Source organism: Pelosinus fermentans DSM 17108 (assembly GCF_000271485.2).
Lineage (GTDB): Bacteria > Bacillota > Negativicutes > DSM-13327 > DSM-13327 > Pelosinus > Pelosinus fermentans.
The window spans coordinates 3477614-3499175 of sequence record NZ_AKVN02000001.1 but is presented as its reverse complement, the minus strand read 5'-3'; the positions used below and the strand labels follow the sequence as shown (position 1 = coordinate 3499175).

General features: G+C 41.7%; 18 protein-coding genes. 17 read left to right on the top strand and 1 reads right to left on the bottom strand.

Annotation, left to right across the window (positions count from 1 at the left end):
* Nucleotides 1-36: 36 nt before the first annotated feature.
* A complete protein-coding gene (locus FR7_RS16225; protein WP_007933332.1) occupies nt 37-882 on the bottom strand; it encodes a serine hydrolase in 846 nt (281 codons plus the stop codon).
* Between the two features lie 328 nt (nt 883-1210).
* Here FR7_RS16225 and FR7_RS16220 point away from each other — a divergent pair, with 328 nt between their 5' ends.
* The 17 genes from FR7_RS16220 to FR7_RS16140 all read left to right on the top strand — a co-directional run bounded on the left by FR7_RS16220 (nt 1211) and on the right by FR7_RS16140 (nt 21473).
* Entirely contained in the window at nt 1211-2170 is a 960-nt protein-coding gene (locus FR7_RS16220; protein ID WP_007933331.1) for a phosphoglycerate dehydrogenase, read from the top strand.
* 24 nt (nt 2171-2194) lie between these two features.
* Nucleotides 2195-2851 (top strand): bifunctional 2-keto-4-hydroxyglutarate aldolase/2-keto-3-deoxy-6-phosphogluconate aldolase, encoded by a 657-nt coding sequence (locus tag FR7_RS16215; protein ID WP_007933329.1) that lies wholly within the window; start codon nt 2195-2197, stop codon nt 2849-2851.
* A gap of 29 nt (nt 2852-2880) precedes the next feature.
* Nucleotides 2881-3318, top strand: a complete 438-nt coding sequence (locus tag FR7_RS16210; protein WP_007933328.1) for a PTS sugar transporter subunit IIA — start codon at nt 2881-2883, stop codon at nt 3316-3318.
* A 62-nt stretch (nt 3319-3380) separates the two neighbouring features.
* Nucleotides 3381-3872, top strand: a complete 492-nt coding sequence (locus FR7_RS16205; protein WP_007933325.1) for a PTS sugar transporter subunit IIB — start codon at nt 3381-3383, stop codon at nt 3870-3872.
* Between the two features lie 24 nt (nt 3873-3896).
* Complete coding sequence (locus FR7_RS16200) at nt 3897-4658, top strand: PTS mannose/fructose/sorbose/N-acetylgalactosamine transporter subunit IIC (protein ID WP_007933324.1); 762 nt, start codon at nt 3897-3899, stop codon at nt 4656-4658.
* The gene (locus FR7_RS16195) at nt 4658-5488 is read left to right on the top strand and encodes a PTS system mannose/fructose/sorbose family transporter subunit IID (RefSeq protein ID WP_007933323.1); all 831 of its coding nucleotides are present in this window, start codon (nt 4658-4660) and stop codon (nt 5486-5488) included. The genes FR7_RS16200 and FR7_RS16195 overlap by 1 nt, the downstream gene beginning before the upstream one ends.
* Nucleotides 5489-5539: 51 nt before the next feature.
* Nucleotides 5540-6595, top strand: coding sequence for an Ldh family oxidoreductase (locus FR7_RS16190; RefSeq protein WP_007933322.1), 1056 nt, complete (start codon nt 5540-5542; stop codon nt 6593-6595).
* A gap of 159 nt (nt 6596-6754) precedes the next feature.
* Complete coding sequence (locus tag FR7_RS16185; protein ID WP_007933321.1) at nt 6755-9463, top strand: sigma-54-dependent transcriptional regulator; 2709 nt, start codon at nt 6755-6757, stop codon at nt 9461-9463.
* A 151-nt stretch (nt 9464-9614) separates the two neighbouring features.
* Nucleotides 9615-10436, top strand: a complete 822-nt coding sequence (locus FR7_RS16180; RefSeq protein WP_007933320.1) for an HAD family hydrolase — start codon at nt 9615-9617, stop codon at nt 10434-10436.
* A gap of 252 nt (nt 10437-10688) precedes the next feature.
* The gene (locus FR7_RS16175) at nt 10689-13271 is read left to right on the top strand and encodes a RyR domain-containing protein (RefSeq protein WP_007933319.1); all 2583 of its coding nucleotides are present in this window, start codon (nt 10689-10691) and stop codon (nt 13269-13271) included.
* A 336-nt stretch (nt 13272-13607) separates the two neighbouring features.
* Complete coding sequence (nadA, locus tag FR7_RS16170) at nt 13608-14513, top strand: quinolinate synthase NadA (RefSeq protein ID WP_007933318.1); 906 nt, start codon at nt 13608-13610, stop codon at nt 14511-14513.
* Nucleotides 14513-16126 carry an L-aspartate oxidase gene (gene nadB / locus FR7_RS16165; protein ID WP_007933310.1) on the top strand — a complete coding sequence of 538 codons (1614 nt, stop codon included), beginning with the start codon at nt 14513-14515 and terminating at the stop codon, nt 16124-16126. Before nadA ends, nadB begins: the two co-directional genes overlap by 1 nt.
* Complete coding sequence (gene nadC / locus FR7_RS16160; RefSeq protein ID WP_007933308.1) at nt 16104-16934, top strand: carboxylating nicotinate-nucleotide diphosphorylase; 831 nt, start codon at nt 16104-16106, stop codon at nt 16932-16934. Before nadB ends, nadC begins: the two co-directional genes overlap by 23 nt.
* 239 nt (nt 16935-17173) lie before the next feature.
* Nucleotides 17174-18988 carry an alkaline phosphatase gene (locus FR7_RS16155; protein ID WP_007933306.1) on the top strand — a complete coding sequence of 605 codons (1815 nt, stop codon included), beginning with the start codon at nt 17174-17176 and terminating at the stop codon, nt 18986-18988.
* Nucleotides 18989-19022: 34 nt separating this feature from the next.
* Nucleotides 19023-19559: a hypothetical protein gene (locus FR7_RS16150; RefSeq protein ID WP_007933305.1), complete on the top strand. Its 537-nt coding sequence runs from the start codon at nt 19023-19025 to the stop codon at nt 19557-19559.
* Nucleotides 19559-20275 carry an ABC transporter ATP-binding protein gene (locus tag FR7_RS16145; RefSeq protein WP_007933303.1) on the top strand — a complete coding sequence of 239 codons (717 nt, stop codon included), beginning with the start codon at nt 19559-19561 and terminating at the stop codon, nt 20273-20275. Before FR7_RS16150 ends, FR7_RS16145 begins: the two co-directional genes overlap by 1 nt.
* Nucleotides 20250-21473 carry an ABC transporter permease gene (locus tag FR7_RS16140; RefSeq protein WP_007933301.1) on the top strand — a complete coding sequence of 408 codons (1224 nt, stop codon included), beginning with the start codon at nt 20250-20252 and terminating at the stop codon, nt 21471-21473. Before FR7_RS16145 ends, FR7_RS16140 begins: the two co-directional genes overlap by 26 nt.
* The last annotated feature ends 89 nt before the right edge of the window (nt 21474-21562 follow it).

The window sequence follows — 21562 nt, the reverse complement described above, 5'->3', positions numbered from 1 at the left end:
TGACCAAGCATGCTGCTGGACTGTCCAAAGAGAATCCTAAGGAGTTGAGGGCTTGAGTGCATTATAAGTTTTAGCCGAAATATCTGCAATAAAATTACTGGCATAGGGTGGCGGCTGCTGAGTTGTAGTATACAGACTGATTAGAATCACGTTCTGTCCGTCATCAATAATACCCACATCACATTGGACTCCCGGAAGCTCTCCAACTTTGTGCAGCACTTTTTTGCCTTGCAGGAATCGGGGAATTTCTTCTTGAAATATGGTATTGCTCAATTCTTCTTTTAAAATGGATGAAAAGTCTTTTCCAAGATAGGTCTCATTATAGATTGTTTCAAAAACTAGGGACATCTCATAAGGGGTTGTAACACTGTGATATCCATATTCCTTGAAGGCCTCACGGCTATGGATTCTAGTATTGACAAGATTTAGGTCGCTTAGCACACGAGTAAGGGCATCCGGCTGCTTTGCTTCGATAATATCCAAAAGTTCATAAAAAGCAGGATTATCGCTAACGATCATCATTTGTTTGATATTCTCATCATAGAGCTGCTTTTCGCTAGTCGAGGCATTGGGATATAGATATTTATAGATCGCAATTGCAACGACTAATTTATGGGTGGATGCTGTGGGAAAGATCATATTTTCGTTATATTGAAGCGTTTGATTAGTTTTAAGGTTTCGTGCATATAGGCCGATTTCGCCATTAAATTGTTTCAATTCGTTAATAAGCTGCAAAGAAGATTCTTGATCAGGCAATGGCTGACTGGCAATCGGCGGTGGTGTTTCTATCTCTGGTTTTTCCTGAGGAGCATTTAAAGCACCACAAGCACTGAGCAAAAATAGTAATACCATGGAAAAAAGTATGAATATAGCCTTGTTCATTTTGTCATCTCCTAAAATGTAAATATTTCTTTTATTTAAGAACTTAAAGAGTACTACTATAGGGGAGTATCCTCCGTTAAAGTGAAAAATATACTGGCAATGGTTGTTAATGGTGACATTTGATAAGCCAGATACAGGAAAGTAGAAAGTAGTGTAGTGGCAGTGCTACACTACTTTCTACTTTTCTGTAGTGAATGATGTAAAGCAGAGAGCGGATTCCGGAGTGAAGTGTAGTGGCATGGATCTTGCATAATAATATAGCTGAATTCTAATTGTAGGGAAATACACTTCTCAAGAGGTTAGATATTTCTAAAAAGGAGTTGCTTGCATGAAGAAAAAAGTCCTGATAGGATCAAGAGAGCGTTCCCGCTCACTAGAGGCTATGAGAATTTTGAATGCACAAGGTTATGAACTAGTATTAAACCCTTATGATCGTGCATTAACAGAGGACGAGCTCCTCGAAATGATTAAGGGAGTCGAGGGGATGATTGCAGGAAGTGAAAAAGTCACAGCAGCGGTAATTGCTGCAGGGGCTCCGACACTTAAGGTCATTGCTAAACAAGGCGTGGGATATAACACGATCAATGTGGATGCTGCTAAAGAACATGGTGTGGCGGTTACAATTACACCAGGTGCCAACAGTAAGTCAGTGGCTGATTTGGCAATGGGGTTGATCATGGCAGCAGCTCGACAAATTCCCCAGATGGATCTTTCCATACGAAATGGAGGCTGGTATCGTCATACTGGTGTTGAGCTGGGGGGGGAAGTTCTGGGCATCATTGGAATGGGCAATATCGGTGGGGAAGTAGCCAAACGTGCTTATGGTTTTGGTATGAAAATTCTTGCCTATGATGTATACCCCAGACAAGAATTTATTGACAATTATGGTGTAACCTATTTACCTCTGGATGAGGTATTTGCAAAGGCGGATTTTGTCTCCCTGCATGCACCTGCAATGGCACAAACTGTTGGCATGGTTAATATAGAGCGGCTTTCCAAGATGAAAAAGACCTCCTATATTATTAATACGGCTAGAGGAGAACTCATTGTCGAAGATGATTTGTATAAAGCACTAACTCAGGGATTAATTGCCGGCGCTGCTTTGGATGTATTTGCTCAGGAACCGCCCAAAGATTCTCCTTTGATGGAACTGAAAAACGTAGTCTTTACCTCTCATGCTGGTGCGTATACCAATGAGGCAATTGTGGGTGCTGGCGTCATGGCAGCGGAAGAAGTAGTACGAGTTTTATCCGGCTCTGAGCCTAAATATTCAGTTGTCAAATTATAATATAAAAATTAGGAGGAATTAACGATGAGTAAAAAGTTTGAAAATTTACGTAAAATAATTGATGGTGGTATTGTAGTTATTATTCGCAGCGATAATACTGAGGAAGCGCAAAAAATTGCTGAAGCCTGCATTAAAGGCGGGGTTGGGGCAGTAGAAGTTACGATGAGTGTGCCTGGCGCATTAAAAATTATTGAATCTTTATCCCAAACCTATAAAAATGGTGAAGTTGTTATCGGTGCCGGAACTATTTTAGATGCAGAAACAGCAAGAGCAGCGATTTTAGCTGGAGCTGAGCTTTTAGTGAGTCCTCATTTAAATGTTGATATGGTGAAAGTAAGCAACCGCTATCAGGCTATTTCCATCGTTGGTGCGATGACTCCTAAAGAAGTCATTGAAACCCTGGAAGCTGGTGCTGATATGGTGAAGCTATTCCCTGCAGATTTCTTAGGTGTTCAGTATGTAAAAACCATCAAAGCACCGATTCCCCAAGCATCCATTGTGCCTACCGGCGGAGCAACGCCGCAAAATGTACATGAGTGGATTCACGCAGGCTGCGATGCGATCGGCGTAGGCAGTTACGTGACGAAAGCTCATAAAAAAGATGGTGACTACAACAAAGTTACACTAGCTGCCAGAGAGTTTGTTGAGGCAATTCAAAAGGCGCGTCAACAAGGTAAGTAAGCAAATAGTACGATAAGGAGGCGATTATAGTGGCAGATTCCAATAACGAATTGGAAGAGCGTATCCCAGGTATCGTTATTGTGACTCATGGAAAATTTGGCGAAGAATTAGTAAAAAGTGCTGAAATGATCATGGGGCCAATGGAAAGTGTGAGAGCATTATCTCTGATGCCAGGCATGGAACCGGCTGATTTTATGGCTGAGATTAATCGGGTATTAGAGCCCATGGCTGATGGATCTTTGCTGATCAGCGATTTATTTGGCGGTACTCCAGCTAATGTTTCAGCAGCTATTTCAACCACCAGAAAAGTGAGTGCGGTTGCTGGCTTAAGTCTTGGTATGGTTATTGAAGCAGTAACGGCCCGGATGGGGCTGCGAGGGGAAGCATTGGCAAAGGCCGTGATTCAGGCAGGACGCGAAGGATGTCAAAACATCCTGGTTGAAGTGCAGGAATTAGATAGTTTGTGAGATCAATCATCGGAGCATCCCAGTTGTTAAAATATAAAAACCGTTAGGAAGGATGAAAATATATGGCTAAACTTTCTTTAATCAGAATCGACTTTCGCCTGATCCATGGACAAGTAGTGGCGAAGTGGCTAAAAACAATTCAAGCCACTAAGATCATTGTTGTCAATAATACGTTGGCGAAGGACCCAGTAATGAGTAATATTTATAAAATGGCTACACCGGCTGATGTGAAATGCAGTGTAGTGGGTATTGATACGTTCATAGCAGCATGGAACAAAAATCAGCTGGGCGAAGGGAATGCATTGGTTTTATTTAAAGATGTTCACACCACACTTGAAGTTTGGAAAAAAGGCTTTCCTATTGAACAACTGCAAATCGGCGGACTGGGTGCAGGACCGGGGAGAAAAGCAGTTTATCTCAATATGACATTAAATCCAGAGGACGCTGCTATGCTAACGGAGATGAGCAGCGGAGGCGTAAATGTATTTTTCCAGGCGACTCCTGAAGACAAGCAGATGGAATACGAAAAAGTAATGGAAAGCGTAAGTTTTTAAAGTCGTAAATAAGGAGGAGAAATTATGATTCAAGCTGTTTTAGTAGGATTGCTGGCTTGGGCGCAATCTTCATCAAACCCTTTGGGGTGGTGGTTAATTAGAGAACCGCTGATGGCGGGATTCTGGGTAGGACTGATCTATGGGAAACCAGTTGAAGGACTGATTATCGGCGCGGCAATTAATGTAGCCTTTTTAGGTTGGAACAGTACTGGGGGGGCCAACCCCTCGGATCTTTATTCAGCAGGATTACTGGGTACGGCAGTGGCCATACAAAGTAATATGAGTACGGAGCAGGCCGTTGTAGTGGCAGTCTCCATTGGAGTTATTGGCAATTATGCTTGGATTTTATTTATGTCCATCAATTCAATGCTGCCTTCTATACAGGATAAGTATGCAGAAAAAGGCGATGTTCGAGGTATTATGCTGATTCAGGCTATACCTTCTCAGGCTGTCGTAATACTCGTAAGAGGAGTTCCTGCCTTTTTGGCGGCTTTTTATGGACCAACTGTTATTGACGGATTATTGGCTGCAGTACCAGCCTGGGGGATAGCTGGGTTTAACACAGTAGGTAAAGTGTTGCCGGCTGTGGGGGTTGCCATGTTGTTAAAATATATGGCACGTAATGATTTACTGGTGTTTTTCGGTCTTGGTTTTGCAGTAAGTGCTTATATGGGTATGAATAATTTATTATTTGGGGCATTTATTGGTGCTGCTATGGGGTATATTTACATTTCATTGCAGCCAAAAGAAGTAACCGTTAATGCAAGAGAGGAGGATGAAATATAATGGCAGAGAAAGTAGAGACAGGAGTCGCCTTAACCCCAAAAGATATTGAAATGGCTACATTGCGTTGGTGGTTGATGAGTCATTTATCCTATAACTATCAAAGAATGCAGGCTGGAGGCTTTGCATCTATGATCGGTCCAATCATGCAAAAATTATATCCTGATAAACCAGAGGAAGTAATTGCTGGCTTAAAAAGGCATATGATGTTTTTCAATACGGAACCTCGCTGGGGAGCTGTTATTCATGGCATAACCATTGCATTGGAAGAACAAAAAGCCAAGGGGGAGGATATCTCAGAAGAAACGATTATAGATTTAAAAAGTTCTTTGATGGGACCTCTGGCGGGAATTGGCGATACGATATCGGGGGCACTTTATAAGCCCGTATTACTAGGTATCTGCCTTGGCTGGGCATCGACTGGCAGTTTTCTAGGACCATTGGTTTTTGCAATTGGTATGCTGGGGTATGATTACACGATTACTCGCTTAAGCATCCGAAAAGGTTACCAACTGGGTACAACTGCAGTAACAACCATACTGGAAGGCGGATTATTCAAAAAATTAACAACTTTCTTCTCCATCATGGGTCTGTTTGTATTGGGGATCATGGTTTGTAAGTTTATAACCGTTGATGTTGCTTTGCAGACGGTGGTAGCGGGTAAGAAAATTGTCTTTAAAGAATTATTTGACCAGATTGTGCCCAAAGCATTGCCTTTAGCCCTAACTATTGTTAGCTGGCGAGCGATTATGAAAGGGTATCGTGTTATTAACGTACTCTTATGCCTGTTTGCTTTTGCATTGATTGGCGGGGCATTAGGCATTATTAAATAAACTGCTACCATGCGGATTCATAATTGAGTAGAGTTAAGGGGAGATTATTGTATGAGCAGCGAGCAAAATATATTTTCTGTTAGTTCACTGCATCAATTTGTTGTACAGGTACTGGTGAAAGCTGGTGTGCCTATTGCAGACAGTGAAATTGTTGCTGACAATCTTTTAAAAGCTGATTTGTGGGGTGTTGGAACACATGGGATCAGCCGTTTTCCCCGATATCTTATGAGAATAAAGGATGGATCGATCAATTCTCGGCCTGCTATTACCATTAACAAACTTTGGCCTGCACTACTTGCCGTGGATGGTGATAATGGGCTCGGTTCGGTGGTTGCGGTCAAGGCGATGGAAGCGGCAATAAAAGCAGCAGACAGCTTTGGCTTGTGTGCTGTGGGCGTCAGAGGAAGCAATCATTTTGGCACGGCAGGATTTTATTGTGATTTGGCAGCTAAGCGTAATTACCTTGCCATTGTTTTCACAAATGCGTTATCGGCAATTCCCCCTTGGGGCGGCAAGGAAGCTTATCTAGGTACAAATCCTATTGCTATAGGGTTTCCCCGGTTAGCAAAAAATCCAGTTATAATTGATTTAGCCACTAGTATTGTTGCAAGAGGAAAAATTATTACAGCTGCAAAACAGGGGCTATCGATTCCAGAAGGCTGGGCACTGGATAAAGAAGGGCGTCCGACCACGAATGCGGAAGAAGCACTGCTGGGGATGATTTTGCCAATGGCTGGACCTAAAGGCTACGCATTAGCACTTGCTGTTGATCATTTAAGCGGCGTACTGACTGGAGCTGCTTTTGGCAAAGATGTTGCATCCTATAGCGGTACACATAATCAGGCTGACGTTGGACATCTTATTATTGTGATAAAAATCGATGGGTTTATCAGCATGGCCGACTATTATGAACGTACTGAAAAATTTTGTGAGGAAATCAAGGCTGTCGAAAAAGCTGCTGGTGTTGGTGAAATATATTTGCCGGGAGAACGAGAGCAGATTTTAGAAAAAAGTTTATTAGTAAAAGGAATTGAAATTCCTAACAAATTACTTGCGGAATTAAAGGACATTGCTCATGAGTATGGAGTGCCTTTGGTTGGAGCATAGGCTGCACGTATGAATGGTTGCCAATGGTTGATGTTAGCATTGATTGTTGGCAGCCATTATTATAGTATTAGAAGAGAAATTGCAAAGAGATCGATCATCCGGGCCAAAGGAAAAAGAGCAGTATCGTAATTTGCGTCTTTTAGGTAAGGAGTGAAAGTAATGGCTGCTAGAATGGATAGGGTACTGGAATATGTGGAACGTATCACAAAAGAAGGTAGCGAAAAGGACAAAACAGCAGGTGTAAGTGCTGCTGCCGTTGCCGCGGAGTTAGAAATTCAACGCAGCGATGCCTCGGCAGATCTTAATAAATTATGTAAATTAGGTTATGTTGAAAAAAATGGTACACGGCCAGTCATGTACGTTTCAATTAGGAATAGAAAAAATCAGGCTAAAGAATCGCAAGCCTCAGGTATGAAAAATTCAGAAAATAAGGATAACAATGCAAACCATGAGATTCCTTTTTCGAATATCATTGGAAGTAAAGGCAGTATCAAGGCTCAAATTGAGCTGGCGAAAGCCGCTGTAGTATATCCGCCTAATGGTCTGCATACTTTGATTTGCGGTGAAAGTGGTGTTGGCAAAAGCTTAATGGCGGAAGCAATGTGGCGGTATGCAGCTCAAATATGGTCGCAAAGAGGACAGGAGAATGCAAAGGTTCCTTTTGTTACCTTTAGTTGTGCTGATTATGCGGATAATTCCCAACTGTTGCTTTCCCAACTCTTTGGGTATGTCAAAGGTGCTTTTACAGGTGCTAATGAAGAGCACGAGGGGCTGGTGGATCGTGCAAGCGGTGGCATCCTGTTTTTAGATGAGATACATAGGCTTCCTCCAGCGGGGCAGGAACTGCTCTTTACGTTAGTGGACAAGGGAATCTATCGGAGACTTGGTGAGAGCCGAGAAGAGCGAAAAGCACAAGTAATGCTGATCTGCGCAACTTCAGAGGATATTTCCAGTTCATTGTTGATGACATTTCGGCGTCGTATACCAGTACAAATTACCTTGCCCAGAATTAGCGAAAGGCCGGTAAAAGAAAGAATTGCTTTAATTGTTCTGTTTGTAAAACAAGAAGCCATACGTTTAGATTTGCCAATCTGGATTTCAGGGGAAGCTTTACGTACCTTTACATATTATAATTGCCCGGCCAATATTGGTGAATTGCGCAATGATTTGCAATTATGTTGTGCAAGAAGCTATTTATCCTATTTGGCGTCAGCAGTGGATAAGCTAACCATTGATACGAATGTGATACCACAACGGATATTTTCAATGGTCAGACATCAAGAGGTGATTGATGCTTCCATTAATAAACTCTTTAAAGATGGTCTTGCTGTTGAACCTGGAGGGCAGCCTTTAACGCAAAATTTATCCAATAATTATGATTTGCCCATTGACCTTTACAGCTTTATTGATAAGAAAATTGCCAGTCACCGGCAGATGCAAATGTCGGATGAAGACGTTGAACATCAGGTTGGAAAAGATTTAGAAAAATATTTTGAATCAGTTGTCCAGGCATTTTTCAAGCCTGAACATTCCGATATGCCAATCAGTATTATTCAGCAAAATTTCTGGGAAGCTGCAAATTTGCTTTTAAATGATGCAGCAGGTAAGCTGAATCGGAAATATGGACGAAAGACATTAGTGGCCTTAGCACTGCACTTGCAGCAATTTAAGGAACGGGTCGCGTCAGGGCGTGTGGTTTATAATCCCAATCTTAAAGCCATCAAAGCGGAGCATGGGCAGGCATACAGCATAGTACAGGATAATGTTGCAGTTTTAACAAGAAAGCTCGGTATCACGATGTCTCCTGATGAGATTGGTTTTATCGCCATGTTTTTAATTCATGGCTCTGATGATATCGCCACATCCAGAATCGGTTTGATTATTGTGGCTCATGGTCGGGGAACTGCGCAAAATATGGCGGAAGTAGCTAATAACTTATTAGGTACAGATCATGTGAAATCCTATGATATTCCCTTAAATAAAAGTAATTCAAAAACGGTGGAAGAATTACAAGAGGTTGTATTAAAGGCCAATGAAGGTCGCGGAGTTATTATTCTGGTTGACATGGGTTTCTTAGTTACAATGGAGAATATGCTTGCCAAGGCGACTCGTGTTCCCCTAAAAATTATTCCTAATGTTACTACTGCATTGGTCTTGGAAGCAGGAAGACGAGTATTAACAACCGATGATAATCTAGAACAGGCAGTAACTAATATTTACACCTCATATGATGAATATACGTTGACCTTAAGGCAGAAAAGACAGTCTAAGGTTGATGGTAAAGACGGTAAAGGAATTATTTTAGTGACTTGCTCCAGCGGGGAAGGGGTAGCTAAAAAAATTAAAGAAATATTGCTTGACAATATTCCGGAAACTCACAATATGAACTTTATTACGGCGGGGGCCATGAGCGACATACAAGGGATGGCTGCAGAGGTTGGAGAGAATTTGCGAATTGCTATTGGCAGTATTGATCCAAAGTTAGAAGGGATACCTTTTGTTCATGTCAGCGAATTATTTTCACAAGATGGCATTAATCGTATTTGTGCCTTGCTAAAGTTGGACTTAATAGAAGAAAATCAGATAAGTCTGGATGAATATGCAAAGGGCGAGGCATATGCATTAGTCGCTGGGCAACTTAATAAATTTGTAAAGACATTATCGGTAAATCAAGTTAAAGCTTGTTGTGAAGAGTTAGTTGAAAAAATTGAACATTATTTTTTCAATGGGAAAATATCACAAGATGCCATCGTTCGCATTTATTTGCATGCTGCCTGTTTGACCGTATTCATGCTGGTGAAGCATTGCAGCCTCCGGATTGGAGTGAACAGATTAAAAGCGAGAGACAGATCGATTTTCAGCAATTAAAAAATATTGTAGATTATGCTGCGATTACTCTGAGGGTAGAGGTTCCTGATTCTGAAACCTGCTATTTTCTAAGTACACTTCCTGTTATAAATAAATGACATTATAAGCGCAGAAGACGTAAAACCTGAAACCTATTTGAAGGAGAAATGATATGAATGTTGAATGCTGCGTATGTGATTTGGATGGCACACTTCTCCATTCATCGATGACGCTTAGCGATGCAAACATCAGTGCCATACGCATATTACAGGAACGTGGGGTTATTGTGGTGTTGGCTACTGGACGAAATGATCTTTATGTTAAAGACATAGCCCGTCAATTGGGGATATCCACGCCGATTATTTCTTGTAATGGTGGCTTGGTACGCTGGCAAGATACGGGAGAGGTCCTTTATAGTAAGCATCTTCCTTCACCAACTGACCGTAAAATCATTGAATATTGCATGGCAAAGGGTTATGATTTTACTGTCAGTAGTTATGATTGTATTTATCATCAGAAAAATAGTGAACGAGTTGCTGTGTTTCACCAATATAATGCAAAGGTACAGCCCGCCTTGCGGGTACCGTTAAAAGAGATGACTCAACCTGATGCTATGCCTCTGGGAAAGTTATTGAAATTATTTATATGGAAACTTAATGCAAGTCAGATCGATGAATTTGTACAGCTTCATAACCCGGATGGAGGACTTACCATTGTTTCATCTGAGAAAAATGGTCTGGATATAATGGCGCAATGTACTTCCAAAGGAGAGGCGCTGCGGGTTTTTACTGAAAAATATGACATTGATCTTGCTAAAACAGTGGTATTTGGTGATAATTATAACGATATCAGCATGATGGAACTGGCAGGTTATCCAATAGCGGTAGCCAATGCGGAAGAACAAGTGAAGCAGGCTGCGAAGTATGTGACGCTGTCTAATAATGAAGATGGTGTTGCCTATGCGATTCACCAGTACATTCTTGGTAAAGGTTAATGGATGTGAATTCGAGATTGTTCAATACCAGTAAGAGGGAAAACAAACCTTTAGCAAGGTTAAATGAATTATATCGTATACGATAAAAGACACTATTTGCTGATTATGCAAATAGTGTCTTTCATGTATGCGAAATAAGTGGATACTCTATAATAATTAACATATAATGTATTTATCGGATACATAAGTCCTTCTATAGACTATTTGTGCCCAGCTAAGGGCAGAAAAATAACCTTGCAAGGAGCAATGACTATGCAATGTAATAATTTAAAAATTGTTATTTCTGGAGATATATGCATAAACTCTCTATATTGGACTACAGATCCTCAAAATAGTAAAGGGCTGAATTGGCAAAACAGTTTAAACATACATAGTGTTTTAATGCCCGGTGAAGCACTGTTATTAGCGAAGCTAGTAACGTTAGCAACAGGGTCTTGTGTACTCTCTCCTCACATACATGACCTTGAATCGATTGCATCAAAGGAATATCTAAGAGCAATGGCAGAAGTAGAACTGTTTCCTGTGTTTGGTAATAAAAAGAATAATGATAAAGTGTACAGAGTGAAACGTCTACTGGGGTTTGCAGGACCGGCTTCTGGCGTACCTAAATTGCTGCCAATTGCCAATGATGACGCAAATGCTGAGATGGTTATTATTGATGATGAAAATAACGGATATCATTCGAATGAAGAGTTTTGGCCCCTAGCCTTAAAAATGCCTGATAAGTCACCAACTATTTTATATAAAATGAGTAACCCAATCAATACAACTCTTCTTTGGAAAAATCTCGAGAAGAATCATATGGATAGAACGATCGTTATTATCAATAGTGATGATTTACGTTCAAAAGGGGTTAACATTAGCAGAAGTCTTTCATGGGAAAGGACTGCACAGGATTTCGTGTGGCAGATTAACAATAGTCCGAATCTTGCTTTTTTGACGCAATGCCGTCACCTTGTTGTTCTTTTTGGTCTGGAAGGTGCCATTTATTATAAAAATGAGAGTGTGCCTGAATCGTGTTTGTATTTTTTGCCTTACGAGTTTGAAGGAGAATTTATTACAGATAGTCAAGGAAAAATGTCTGGTTTTACTTCATGCTTTGTGTCTGGAATTGCACGCAGCATTGTGATGGGGCATGAGAATAACGAAGAGTTGGCGGCGTCAATAGGTGAAGGAATACGGGAAGGAATTGTTGCTGCGCAGAAATACTTTATCGAAGGGTTCGGTAAAAATATGGGAGTTGCTCCCTTTCCTAATCCTGACATCTTCTTAGAAGGCGAAGATGACTTTATATATAAAGAACATGTACAAGATGTAGTCATACGGCTTGCAGACAATGTCAGCTGCCAATCTTGCTGGTATATACTCAAAGATAACAGCTCAACCAACTTGGCAGAAATTGCATATAACATTGTCAAAAATGGTGTACAACATGCGCTTAAATTTATACCGATTGCCCAGTTTGGAAATTTACAAACTGTGGATAGGGGAGAAATTGAAAGTTACAGAAGTATTAAGAACCTAATGACGGAGTATATTTCTACGAATAATGCACCTCGTCCGCTATGTATGGCAGTCTTTGGAACTCCCGGGTCAGGAAAGTCCTTTGGCGTAACAGAAATCGCCTCCAGTATTGCACCCAGGCTCATTAAGAAACTGAATTTTAATCTATCCCAGCTAAGCACTCCCTTAGAGTTAATCAATGCCTTTCACAAGGTAAGGGATGTGTGTTTGGAAGGTAAGCTTCCCCTCGTATTTTTTGATGAATTTGATTCTCCTTTTGGAGAAAAACTGGGCTGGCTAAAATACTTTTTAGCACCTATGCAGGATGGTGTATTTAGGGAAGGGGACTCTCTTCATTCGATTGGTAAAGCGATCTTTGTATTTGCTGGCGGCACAAGCAGTACTCTCCAAGACTTTTGTGGTGAAGATATTGAAGATGAAGAGGAACGTAAACGATTTTTACTAGATTTCAAAGGGGCAAAGGGGCCGGATTTCTTAAGCCGCTTAAGAGGCTATGTCAATATATTGGGTCCCAATCAGACCAATCAGCACAACGATCAATTGTTTATTATTCGCCGGGCGATGCTGCTGCGTGCCCTGTTAGAGAGAAAGGTGCCTCACCTTATTAAAGATAAAGGCGAAGCCCAAATTGATAATGGAGTATTGCGGGCAATGCTTAAAATTCCAAGGTATAAGCATGAATCAAGATCAATGGAAGCCATACTGGAAATGAGTCTGCTCACCAATGCAAAAAAATGGGAACAATCATACTTGCCGTCCCAAGAGCAGCTGAGATTACATGTTGATGAAGAGGAATTCCTGCGCCACTTGATGCATGATACTTTTTTTAGTGAGAAAATTGAAAGTCTGGCGATTGCCATTCATGAGAAATATAGAGAACTCAATCATCATCATACAAATGTAGATTCTGAATTACTAAAAAAATGGGAAGATCTTGATGAAGATCTTAAAGAATCTGCTCGTAATCAGGCAAGAAATATTCCCAATGCTTTGCTGACAATTAACTATGATGTTATTTCTGTTAAGGAAACTCCACCTATTGTAGAGTTTACACAAAGAGAATTGGATATGCTTGCTGCATATGAACATACTCACTGGTGCCGCTATCGTAAAGGGGCTGGCTGGAAAAAGGGGAATGTAAAAGACAAGACGAAAAAAACAGATCCAACCCTTGTCAAGTGGAATAGTCTGCCTAAGGAGAACCAATATAAAATTTACCAAATGGTGACGATTTGGCCGGAAATTCTGGCAAATGCAAATTTTAAGATGGAACGACTTAAATTTTTATGCGATTGTGAGACGGAAATGTAATCTGTTAAGAATAAATAGTATATTACACTGTATAGACAAATTGCTTATCAATCAAAAGACCCCATACATTTAAAATCGATTAGAAACGATTCTAGATGTATGGGGCTTTTTTCGAGTATCAAGATATTTTTTTTTGGCAGTGGTGTCTTTACACCTGCATTGACATAAGTGAAGACGATAGCTTACAATGAGTTGAAGAAGACTTAATCTGGACGAATGGCTGACTTTGAAATTAGTCACTGAGTAAATCGTAGGTATAGTAAGAATGAATCTAGTTTTTAAAATGGAAAGAAGTACAGAGGAAGATTATAAATTAGGGAATAAGGAGTGAAAATATTGCTGGAGTTAACAAGGGAGATTCAGCGTTTGAAACAAGAACGCAATGCGGTGATTTTAGCACATAATTATCAATTAGAAGAGGTGCAAAAGGTTGCAGACTATGTCGGAGATTCTTTTTATTTAAGTAAATTGGCAGCTAACAGCCAACAGGATGTAATTGTGTTTTGTGGTGTTCGCTTTATGGCGGAAACAGCCAAAATCGTATCGCCAACAAAAACTGTATTATTACCAGAAAAGGATGCTGGCTGTCCATTAGCAGAAATGATTACAGCAGAAGGCTTACGTATTTTAAAATCTGAGCATCCTGGTGTACCGGTCGTCTGCTATATTAATTCATCGGCAGAGGTAAAGGCCGAGAGTGATATATGCTGCACTTCGGCTAATGCAGTTAAAATTGTTGCCTCTCTGCCTGATCGTAAGGTTATTTTCGTTCCCGATGAGAATTTGGGCGATTATGTTGCCAAACAAGTGCCGGACAAGGAGTTAATTCTTTGGAAAGGTCACTGTGTTACCCATGCTAAAGTACAACCTAAAGATGTACATCAGGTTCGAGAATTATATCCTACAGCAAAAATTTTAATTCATCCGGAGTGCAATCCGGCAGTAGCTGCTTTAGCTGACTTTGTTGGCAGTACATCCGAGATTATTCGTTATGCACAACTCTCTGAGGAAAGCACATTTGTGATTGGCACAGAAATGGGAGTTGTATGTACCCTCAAAGAGACTTTGCCTAGCAAGCATTTTTTCTTACTGCATCCGGGGTTGATATGTCCTAATATGAAAAAGACTAGACTGGAAAGTATCTATCGAGCATTAAATGATCAGCAATATGAAATTCATGTGGAGTCGGAATATGCTTTACGGGCACAGATCACATTGCAAAAAATGCTGGAGGTAGTGTAATGGCAGAACGAAGCTATATTGTATCACCTGAGATAAATATTGCTGAGTTGGATGACATAAATTATGATGTTATCATTATTGGTGCAGGAATTGCAGGCATGACAGTTGCCCTGTCTTTAGATCCGAAGCTTAAGGTAGCCCTTGTTAGTAAGGAACATCTTGAGGAAAGCAGCACTTATAAAGCCCAAGGAGGGATGGCGATTTCTTTAGGGGCTGATGACAGCTTAGAAGAGCACATTGCTGATACACTGCGGGTAGGCAGAGGTTTGTGCCATGAACCAGCAGTGGAGACCACAATAAGAGAAGCGCCGAATTCACTGGATTTCTTGCAGTCTTTAGGTGCTGATTTTAACCGGGGGGAAGACGGGCTGTATTTGGGTAAAGAAGCAGGGCATTCTCACCACCGAATTGTACATTACTATGATTCAACAGGGCGGCATATTGCAGAGACGATGGCAAAACAAATTCAAATGCAGGAAAATATAGAGATGCTTGATCATTGTTTTGTAGTCGATCTTTTAACGCAGAATGATCAGTGTTATGGTTGTATTGTTCTACATTCTGAAAAATTAGTTACACTTCGTGCCTATGCTGTCGTAATGGCTACTGGTGGTTATAGCGGCTTATTTGCCCGTTCTACCAATAGCATCACGGCAAATGGTGATGGAATTGCTGCGGCATATCGAGCCGGAGCTGCCATTGCGGATATGGAATTTGTCCAGTTTCATCCGACGTCCTTTGCCACATTATCAGGGGATATATTTTTATTAACAGAAGCGCTTCGAGGGGAAGGGGCCATACTGCGTAATGCAGCAGGGGAACGATTTATGTTTTCTTATCATGGGGACGGTGAACTGGCTCCCCGGGATGAAGTTTCTCGCGCCATTGTTACCGAGTTGCAGTCTGTTAAGCAAGAGGTTGTATTCCTAGATGCCCGGCATCTTGGAAAAGAATTTTTAATAGATCGCTTTCGGCAGGTCTATGGGGAATTGCTGGGAAATGGTTATTATATGGAAAAAGATTTAATACCCATAGCACCAGCAGCTCATTATACCATTGGCGGTATCGCTACGAATCTTTGGGGGCAGACGACATTGCCATGTTTGTTTGCCTGTGGGGAAGTGGCAGCTACAGGTTTGCATGGTGCAAACCGGCTTGCCAGCAATTCACTGCTGGAGGGCGTTGTCTTTGGACGGAGAGTGGCTCAGGCTATAAATCAAGGATTTCCTGCCATCCATTCCCTAATTCGCAGGAAAGCCATGATTGACGGCACAATATTGCGTCATTGGTGTGATACTAAGAAGTTAGGAATCACTTTAGATAAAGTAGCAGGAGTAGTACGCAAAGGTGAGTCTATGTGTTCAGCGCTGAAGGTGTTACAGCAAGAAGAAAATAGAGATAGTTCTTATGTTACTAGTATTCAGGAGTATCATGGGTATAATGCTTGTCAGTTGGCGGAATTAGTACTAAAAGCAGCGTTGCTGCGGTGTGAGAGCAGAGGGACGCATTACCGCGAGGATTACCCTGAAAAAAAAGATGCAGATTTTTCTAAGCATGTGGTCCAGCAATGGGGAAAAGGGAGTGTTTTACATGAACAAGTTAGCATTAGATGATCTGCTGCGCAGGTCTTTATTGGAAGATATTGGCTTTGGTGATATTACCAGTGAAGCGATTTTCCCTGAGGACCATATATCCCAAGGGTTTCTTCTGGCGAAGCAAAATCTCATTTTAGCAGGAATGCAGGTATTTGCTCAAGTTTTTGCCTTACTGGATTCTCAGATCCAGATTAATCCCTGTCATGCCGACGGTACTGCAATTCCAGCAGGAGAGAAAATAGCAAGTCTGGCAGGAAATACTCGTTCCTTATTAGCGGGAGAACGAGTTGCTCTTAATTTGCTGCAGCGAATGTCGGGAATCGCAACTCATACTAGGCGTTATGTCGAAGCTGTAAAGGATTTTCCTGCAGTTATCGTGGATACACGTAAAACTACGCCTGGCTTACGTATGTTGGAGAAATATGCTGTAACGGTTGGCGGTGGGAAAAATCACCGCTATGGATTGGACTCTATGGTACTAATAAAAGATAATCATATTCAGGCTGCAGGAGGTATTGCTATTGCAGTACAACGTGTGCGCAGTCAAGGTGCATTTTTTAGAAAAATAGAAGTAGAAGTTGAAGATTTGCAGCAGGTAGAAGAAGCTTTGTCAGTGGGTGCAGACATTATTATGCTGGATAATATGCACATTCGGATGATCGAGCAGGCTGTAAAGATGGTCGATGGGAAAGCTTTGGTTGAAGTTTCAGGAAATGTGGTTTTAGAAAGAATAGCAGAGCTGGCTGCTGCTGGAGTGGATATTATTTCAAGCGGTGAGCTGACTCATTCGGTAAAGACAGCTGACATTAGCATGAGATTATCGTAAAATATAGAAACTGGAAGGTGATTTAATCAATTTCTTAATAGATGACAAATAAATCTGAAAATATAAGAAAAAGGGCTGTTCTGTAAAGAGCAGTCCTTTTAAGTACGCAAATCTGGAAAAATGTAAATGGAATACTTTAACACAACGTTAACAAATTATTAATCCTTTGTACCTAATTTAGTGCCATAATGAGAGCAAGGACCGAGCCTGTCAAATATAAAATATGTTGGAGGTGTCTTGTGTATAATCCTAAAATGTCTGTTTTATGCCTGTCACGGTGTTTTCGATTGTTAGTGGCACTGCTGGTAGCAACATCTCTTATGTCTGGCGTAACAGTATCCTATGCTGCTTACAGTGCGCCAAAAGTACCAAACATCAACATTATGCCCATTGACCGGGCAAAATTTCTTGTCGGTCAAAAATTTGATTTTGCCATTGAAGCAAAAACAGATGCTCCTGCCAGGGCTATTGAAGTTCTGGTAAATGGTAAAGAAGCTGAAACGTTCTTTGGCAAGCAAGCAGTTGTTAAGTTTGACAACATGAGTACGTACCGCATTAACGAAGTTGCTTTTCCGCAAACGGGAAAAGTAACTGTGACAGTGACCGTGAAAACCGAAAAAGGTACCGAAAAACGTACCGTAAACTACGAGGTTCCTGCTGATAAGATTAAAAAACCTGCGAAAAATGTCATCCTTTTTGTAGGAGATGGAATGAGTCTGCAGGCAAGGCAAATGGCCCGTATTCTTTCTAAAGGTATTACCGAAGGCAAATATAATGACCTTCTTGAAATGGAAAAAATGTCAAATTTGGCTTTAATCACAACATCAGGTAATGATTCATTGGTAACGGATTCCGCCAACAGTGCTTCAGCCTATGCTACTGGTCATAAAAGTACTGTAAATGCTATGGGAGTATATGCGGACAGCACCAAAGATCCTTTTGATGATCCCAAAGTAGAAAATATTATTGAATTGGTAAAACGCACTCGCGGTATGTCGACTGGTATTGTCTCGACTGCCAATATAACGGATGCAACTCCGGCAGCTATGTTAGCTCATACCCGCAAACGAAGTGAACAGAATTTCATTGCGCAGGAAATGCTGAATCCATTGCATCGGCCGGATGTTATTTTAGGAGGCGGTTCTCGTCACTTTTTACCGAAAAGTGTACCAGGTTCCAAACGGAGCGATGAACGCAATATAATAGAAGAATTTAAAGAGCAGGGATATCCTATCGCAACGAATAAGACGCAATTAAAACAGGCTGGCACACCGGATAAACTACTTGGCCTTTTCCAGCTGGATAACATGGATGTATATATTGACCGTGAGGTAACCAAAAATCCCGCCGTTCTCGGCAAATTCACGGATCAGCCGACTCTTATGGACATGACGAAGACTGCCATTAACGTATTAAGTAAGAATCAGAAGGGCTTTTTCCTCATGGTAGAAGGCGCTTCGATTGACAAACAACTTCATGCCATGGACTGGCAGCGAGCTACCTATGATACGATCGAAATGGATAAAGCGGTAGGCATTGCTAAAGAGTTTGCCAAAAAGAATGGCGATACGCTGATTATTGTCGTAGCGGATCATGCTCATGGCGCCAGCATTACCGGCACTTACCATGAAAAAGACGGTAAAACTGGCCGCGAAGCAGTTCGCATTTATGCTAATGCTGGCTGGCCTACTTTTGCTGATGCCGACGGAGATGGTTTTCCTGACGATCCCAATCCGGATGTAACATTGGCAGTTCAGTTCGCCAATCATCCCGATTATTATGAGAACGAAAAGTTCCAGGACGTTCCTACTTCACCGGCTATTATGGCTGATGGTAAAGCGATTGCCAATCCGAAACGGGCTCCCCAAGGCGGGGATTTGAAAGTGGGTAATATTCCTGCTTCTGATCCGTCAGAAGTCCATTCCGCTGATGATGTACCCTTAACAGCTGAAGGTCCTGGGGCAGATTACTTTAAGGGTATTATGGATAATACGGAAGTGTTTCACGGTATTGTACGTGCCCTGGGACTTGACGGTCGCAAAGAAAAGAAATAACGAAAAAAATGAATAAATAACCCGGAGGCAATATATGGACAAATTAACTAGACGAATCAGCAGAGTCATTATTGCTATGATGTTAATCTGGGTGCCACTAAACTGGTTAGGGCAGAATGGGACGATTCGGAATGAATCGTCCCTGTTCTGCACTCGTGCTCAAGCGGCCCCGGCATGGCTGCCATGGTTTGGTGAGGAAGCTGCCCCTCTTGAATTTAGTGAATTTTATAGTGGTGCTTCGGCGCTGGGGTTGGAGCTATCACCGAAATTAGAAGGTCTGAAAGGAAAAAAGGTACGAATAAGCGGCTTTATGGCACCGCCTCTTAAACCAACGCTAAACTTTTTTGTTTTGACAAAAGTGCCTATGGCGATCTGTCCTTTTTGTTCAACTGATGCTGACTGGCCGGATGATATTGTGTTGATCAAGCTTTCAAAAGCGGTCACTGCACTGCCTTTTGATCGACCTATTACCGTGACAGGGCAATTAGAATTAGGTTATCAGATGGATGAGGAAACTGGTTTTGTCAGTTTGGTGCGCATCGTTGCCGATAACATCGAAGAGGCTAATTAATGGATGGAGATGAGAAGATGTTAGAACTCAATCAGGTTAGAAAAGAATACCGTGATGTTTTGCAGACAATAACGGCTGTTGCTGTTGATCATCTTATGATACAGACTGGCGAGCAGATAGCATTGGTTGGTCCAAGCGGTTCGGGAAAAACTACGCTGTTACATCTCATCTCAGGACTCTTAACACCGACTGCTGGTGAGATAAAATTCAATGATATTGTTCTTTCATCTATGCCGGAGACTTGGCGGGATACATGGCGGGCCAAGGCAGTCGGTTACGTTTTTCAGAAATTAAATCTTCTTTCCAGCCTAACTGTTTTGGATAATTTATTAGTTGCTATGAGTTTTGCAAATGTGATTCCAAAGAAAGATCAGCGACAATGGGCGATTCAATTGCTAGACCAGGTGGGGGTATCCGACAAACTTGGTAAGTTTCCTCACCAGCTCAGCATGGGAGAGCAACAGCGAGTGGCTGCTGCCAGAGCCGTCATTAATAAGCCCAGCCTGATTTTGGCTGACGAACCAACTGCCAGTTTAGATCAGGATAATGGGTTGCTGGTACTTGATATGCTGCGGCAGTTTGCCAAAGAATCAGGCAGCACCTTAGTGGTATCTACTCATGACAGACAAATCATAAATCAATTTGAACGAATTTGTTCCCTAAGGAAACAGCCAGAGGAGGTGATTGGAAGTGCGACTTCTAATCGCCTGGCGTAATTTGCTGGCAAAGCCGGTTCAAAGTGGCTTGACCGTACTTATCGTAGCTGCTACCATCGCCATGCTGGCAGTGGTGACCTTGCTATCCGCTGGTACTCATGCTGGCTTGGTTAGAGCTACAGAACCTTTTGACCTCATTGTCGGGGCCAAAGGCAGCCCAAATCAGCTTGTCTTAAATACGGTTTTTTTAAAGGATGTGCCTATTGGCAATGTGAGTCATGAGATTTATGAAAAATTGTCAGAGAATCCACTAGTGGCTTCGGCTATTCCACTGGCCTTTGGTGATAACTATAAAGGATATACCATAGTAGGCAGCGGGAGTGGTATCTTTTCCCATGAACCCAAGGTTGGTCAGGGAGAATGGCTGCAATTAGCGGCAGGACGTCCCTTTTCTGTGCCATTTGAGGCTGTTGTCGGAGCAAAAGCTGCTCAGGAGCTGGGGCTAAAGCTAGGAGATGAGTTTAAATCAGCTCATGGTTTTATACCTGGGGGCCATACACATGACCAAGCGTATCAGGTTGTGGGTATACTTCAGCCAGTGAATGGTCCCTATGATCAGGCTGTTTTAGTTCCGATTGAAAGTATCTGGCTGGCACATGAGAAGCATGAATCTAAGGATGAGGGAGAGGCTGTTGAAGATAGTCATGAACATGAACACGAGCATGAACATGAAGTTACTGCCATTCTGGTAAAACCCAAGGGCTACAGTGAAGCGATGCGCCTGTACCAGCAGTTTCAGCAGGAAAAGGGAGCCCAGATGATTTTTCCTGCTCAGGTTATTGTTCAGCTATTTAGTATCTTAGGGCAGGGGGAGCAGATGCTAAGGAGTATCGCCTATGTAATTATTGTGATGGGATTAATGATTATGGCGCTTTCTGTGTATTGGTCGGCTCTTGGACGTGCCCGGGACCGGTCTATCCTACGGGCATTAGGAGCCAGTGCCAGGGATATTTTTACTGTCATTCTGGCTGAAAGTGCTCTTTTGACGATTCTTGGCGTCGTGATTGGCATACTAACAGGACATGGAATCTATTTAGGATTGGTGAAGGTTATGGAAAGTAAAACAGCAATTGTTTTGACATCAGGAGTTACTCTGGAAGAAATATACATCATCATTGGCGGTACTTTATTTGGTATCCTGGCTGGACTGATTCCTGCAGTACTTACCTATAAGATGGATGTTGCAAAATATTTGTGATATCTGCCATAGATAGAGAGAAAGGCTCAACATTGCAGCATTTTCCTGCTTGTAGAGCCTTTTTTTGTACAAAATTCTGATGATACTAA

Excerpts from the sequence above, each read along its gene's own strand:
- FR7_RS16220 (WP_007933331.1), top strand. The coding sequence starts at position 1,211 with ATGAAGAAAAAAGTCCTGATAGGATCAAGAGAGCGTTCCCGCTCACTA.
- FR7_RS16225 (WP_007933332.1), bottom strand. The coding sequence starts at position 882 with ATGAACAAGGCTATATTCATACTTTTTTCCATGGTATTACTATTTTTG.
- nadC (WP_007933308.1), top strand. The coding sequence starts at position 16,104 with ATGAACAAGTTAGCATTAGATGATCTGCTGCGCAGGTCTTTATTGGAA.
- FR7_RS16190 (WP_007933322.1), top strand. The coding sequence starts at position 5,540 with ATGAGCAGCGAGCAAAATATATTTTCTGTTAGTTCACTGCATCAATTT.
- FR7_RS16205 (WP_007933325.1), top strand. The coding sequence starts at position 3,381 with ATGGCTAAACTTTCTTTAATCAGAATCGACTTTCGCCTGATCCATGGA.
- nadB (WP_007933310.1), top strand. The coding sequence starts at position 14,513 with ATGGCAGAACGAAGCTATATTGTATCACCTGAGATAAATATTGCTGAG.
- FR7_RS16195 (WP_007933323.1), top strand. The coding sequence starts at position 4,658 with ATGGCAGAGAAAGTAGAGACAGGAGTCGCCTTAACCCCAAAAGATATT.
- FR7_RS16185 (WP_007933321.1), top strand. The coding sequence starts at position 6,755 with ATGGCTGCTAGAATGGATAGGGTACTGGAATATGTGGAACGTATCACA.
- FR7_RS16180 (WP_007933320.1), top strand. The coding sequence starts at position 9,615 with ATGAATGTTGAATGCTGCGTATGTGATTTGGATGGCACACTTCTCCAT.
- FR7_RS16175 (WP_007933319.1), top strand. The coding sequence starts at position 10,689 with ATGCAATGTAATAATTTAAAAATTGTTATTTCTGGAGATATATGCATA.
- FR7_RS16215 (WP_007933329.1), top strand. The coding sequence starts at position 2,195 with ATGAGTAAAAAGTTTGAAAATTTACGTAAAATAATTGATGGTGGTATT.
- FR7_RS16200 (WP_007933324.1), top strand. The coding sequence starts at position 3,897 with ATGATTCAAGCTGTTTTAGTAGGATTGCTGGCTTGGGCGCAATCTTCA.
- FR7_RS16145 (WP_007933303.1), top strand. The coding sequence starts at position 19,559 with ATGGATGGAGATGAGAAGATGTTAGAACTCAATCAGGTTAGAAAAGAA.
- FR7_RS16150 (WP_007933305.1), top strand. The coding sequence starts at position 19,023 with ATGGACAAATTAACTAGACGAATCAGCAGAGTCATTATTGCTATGATG.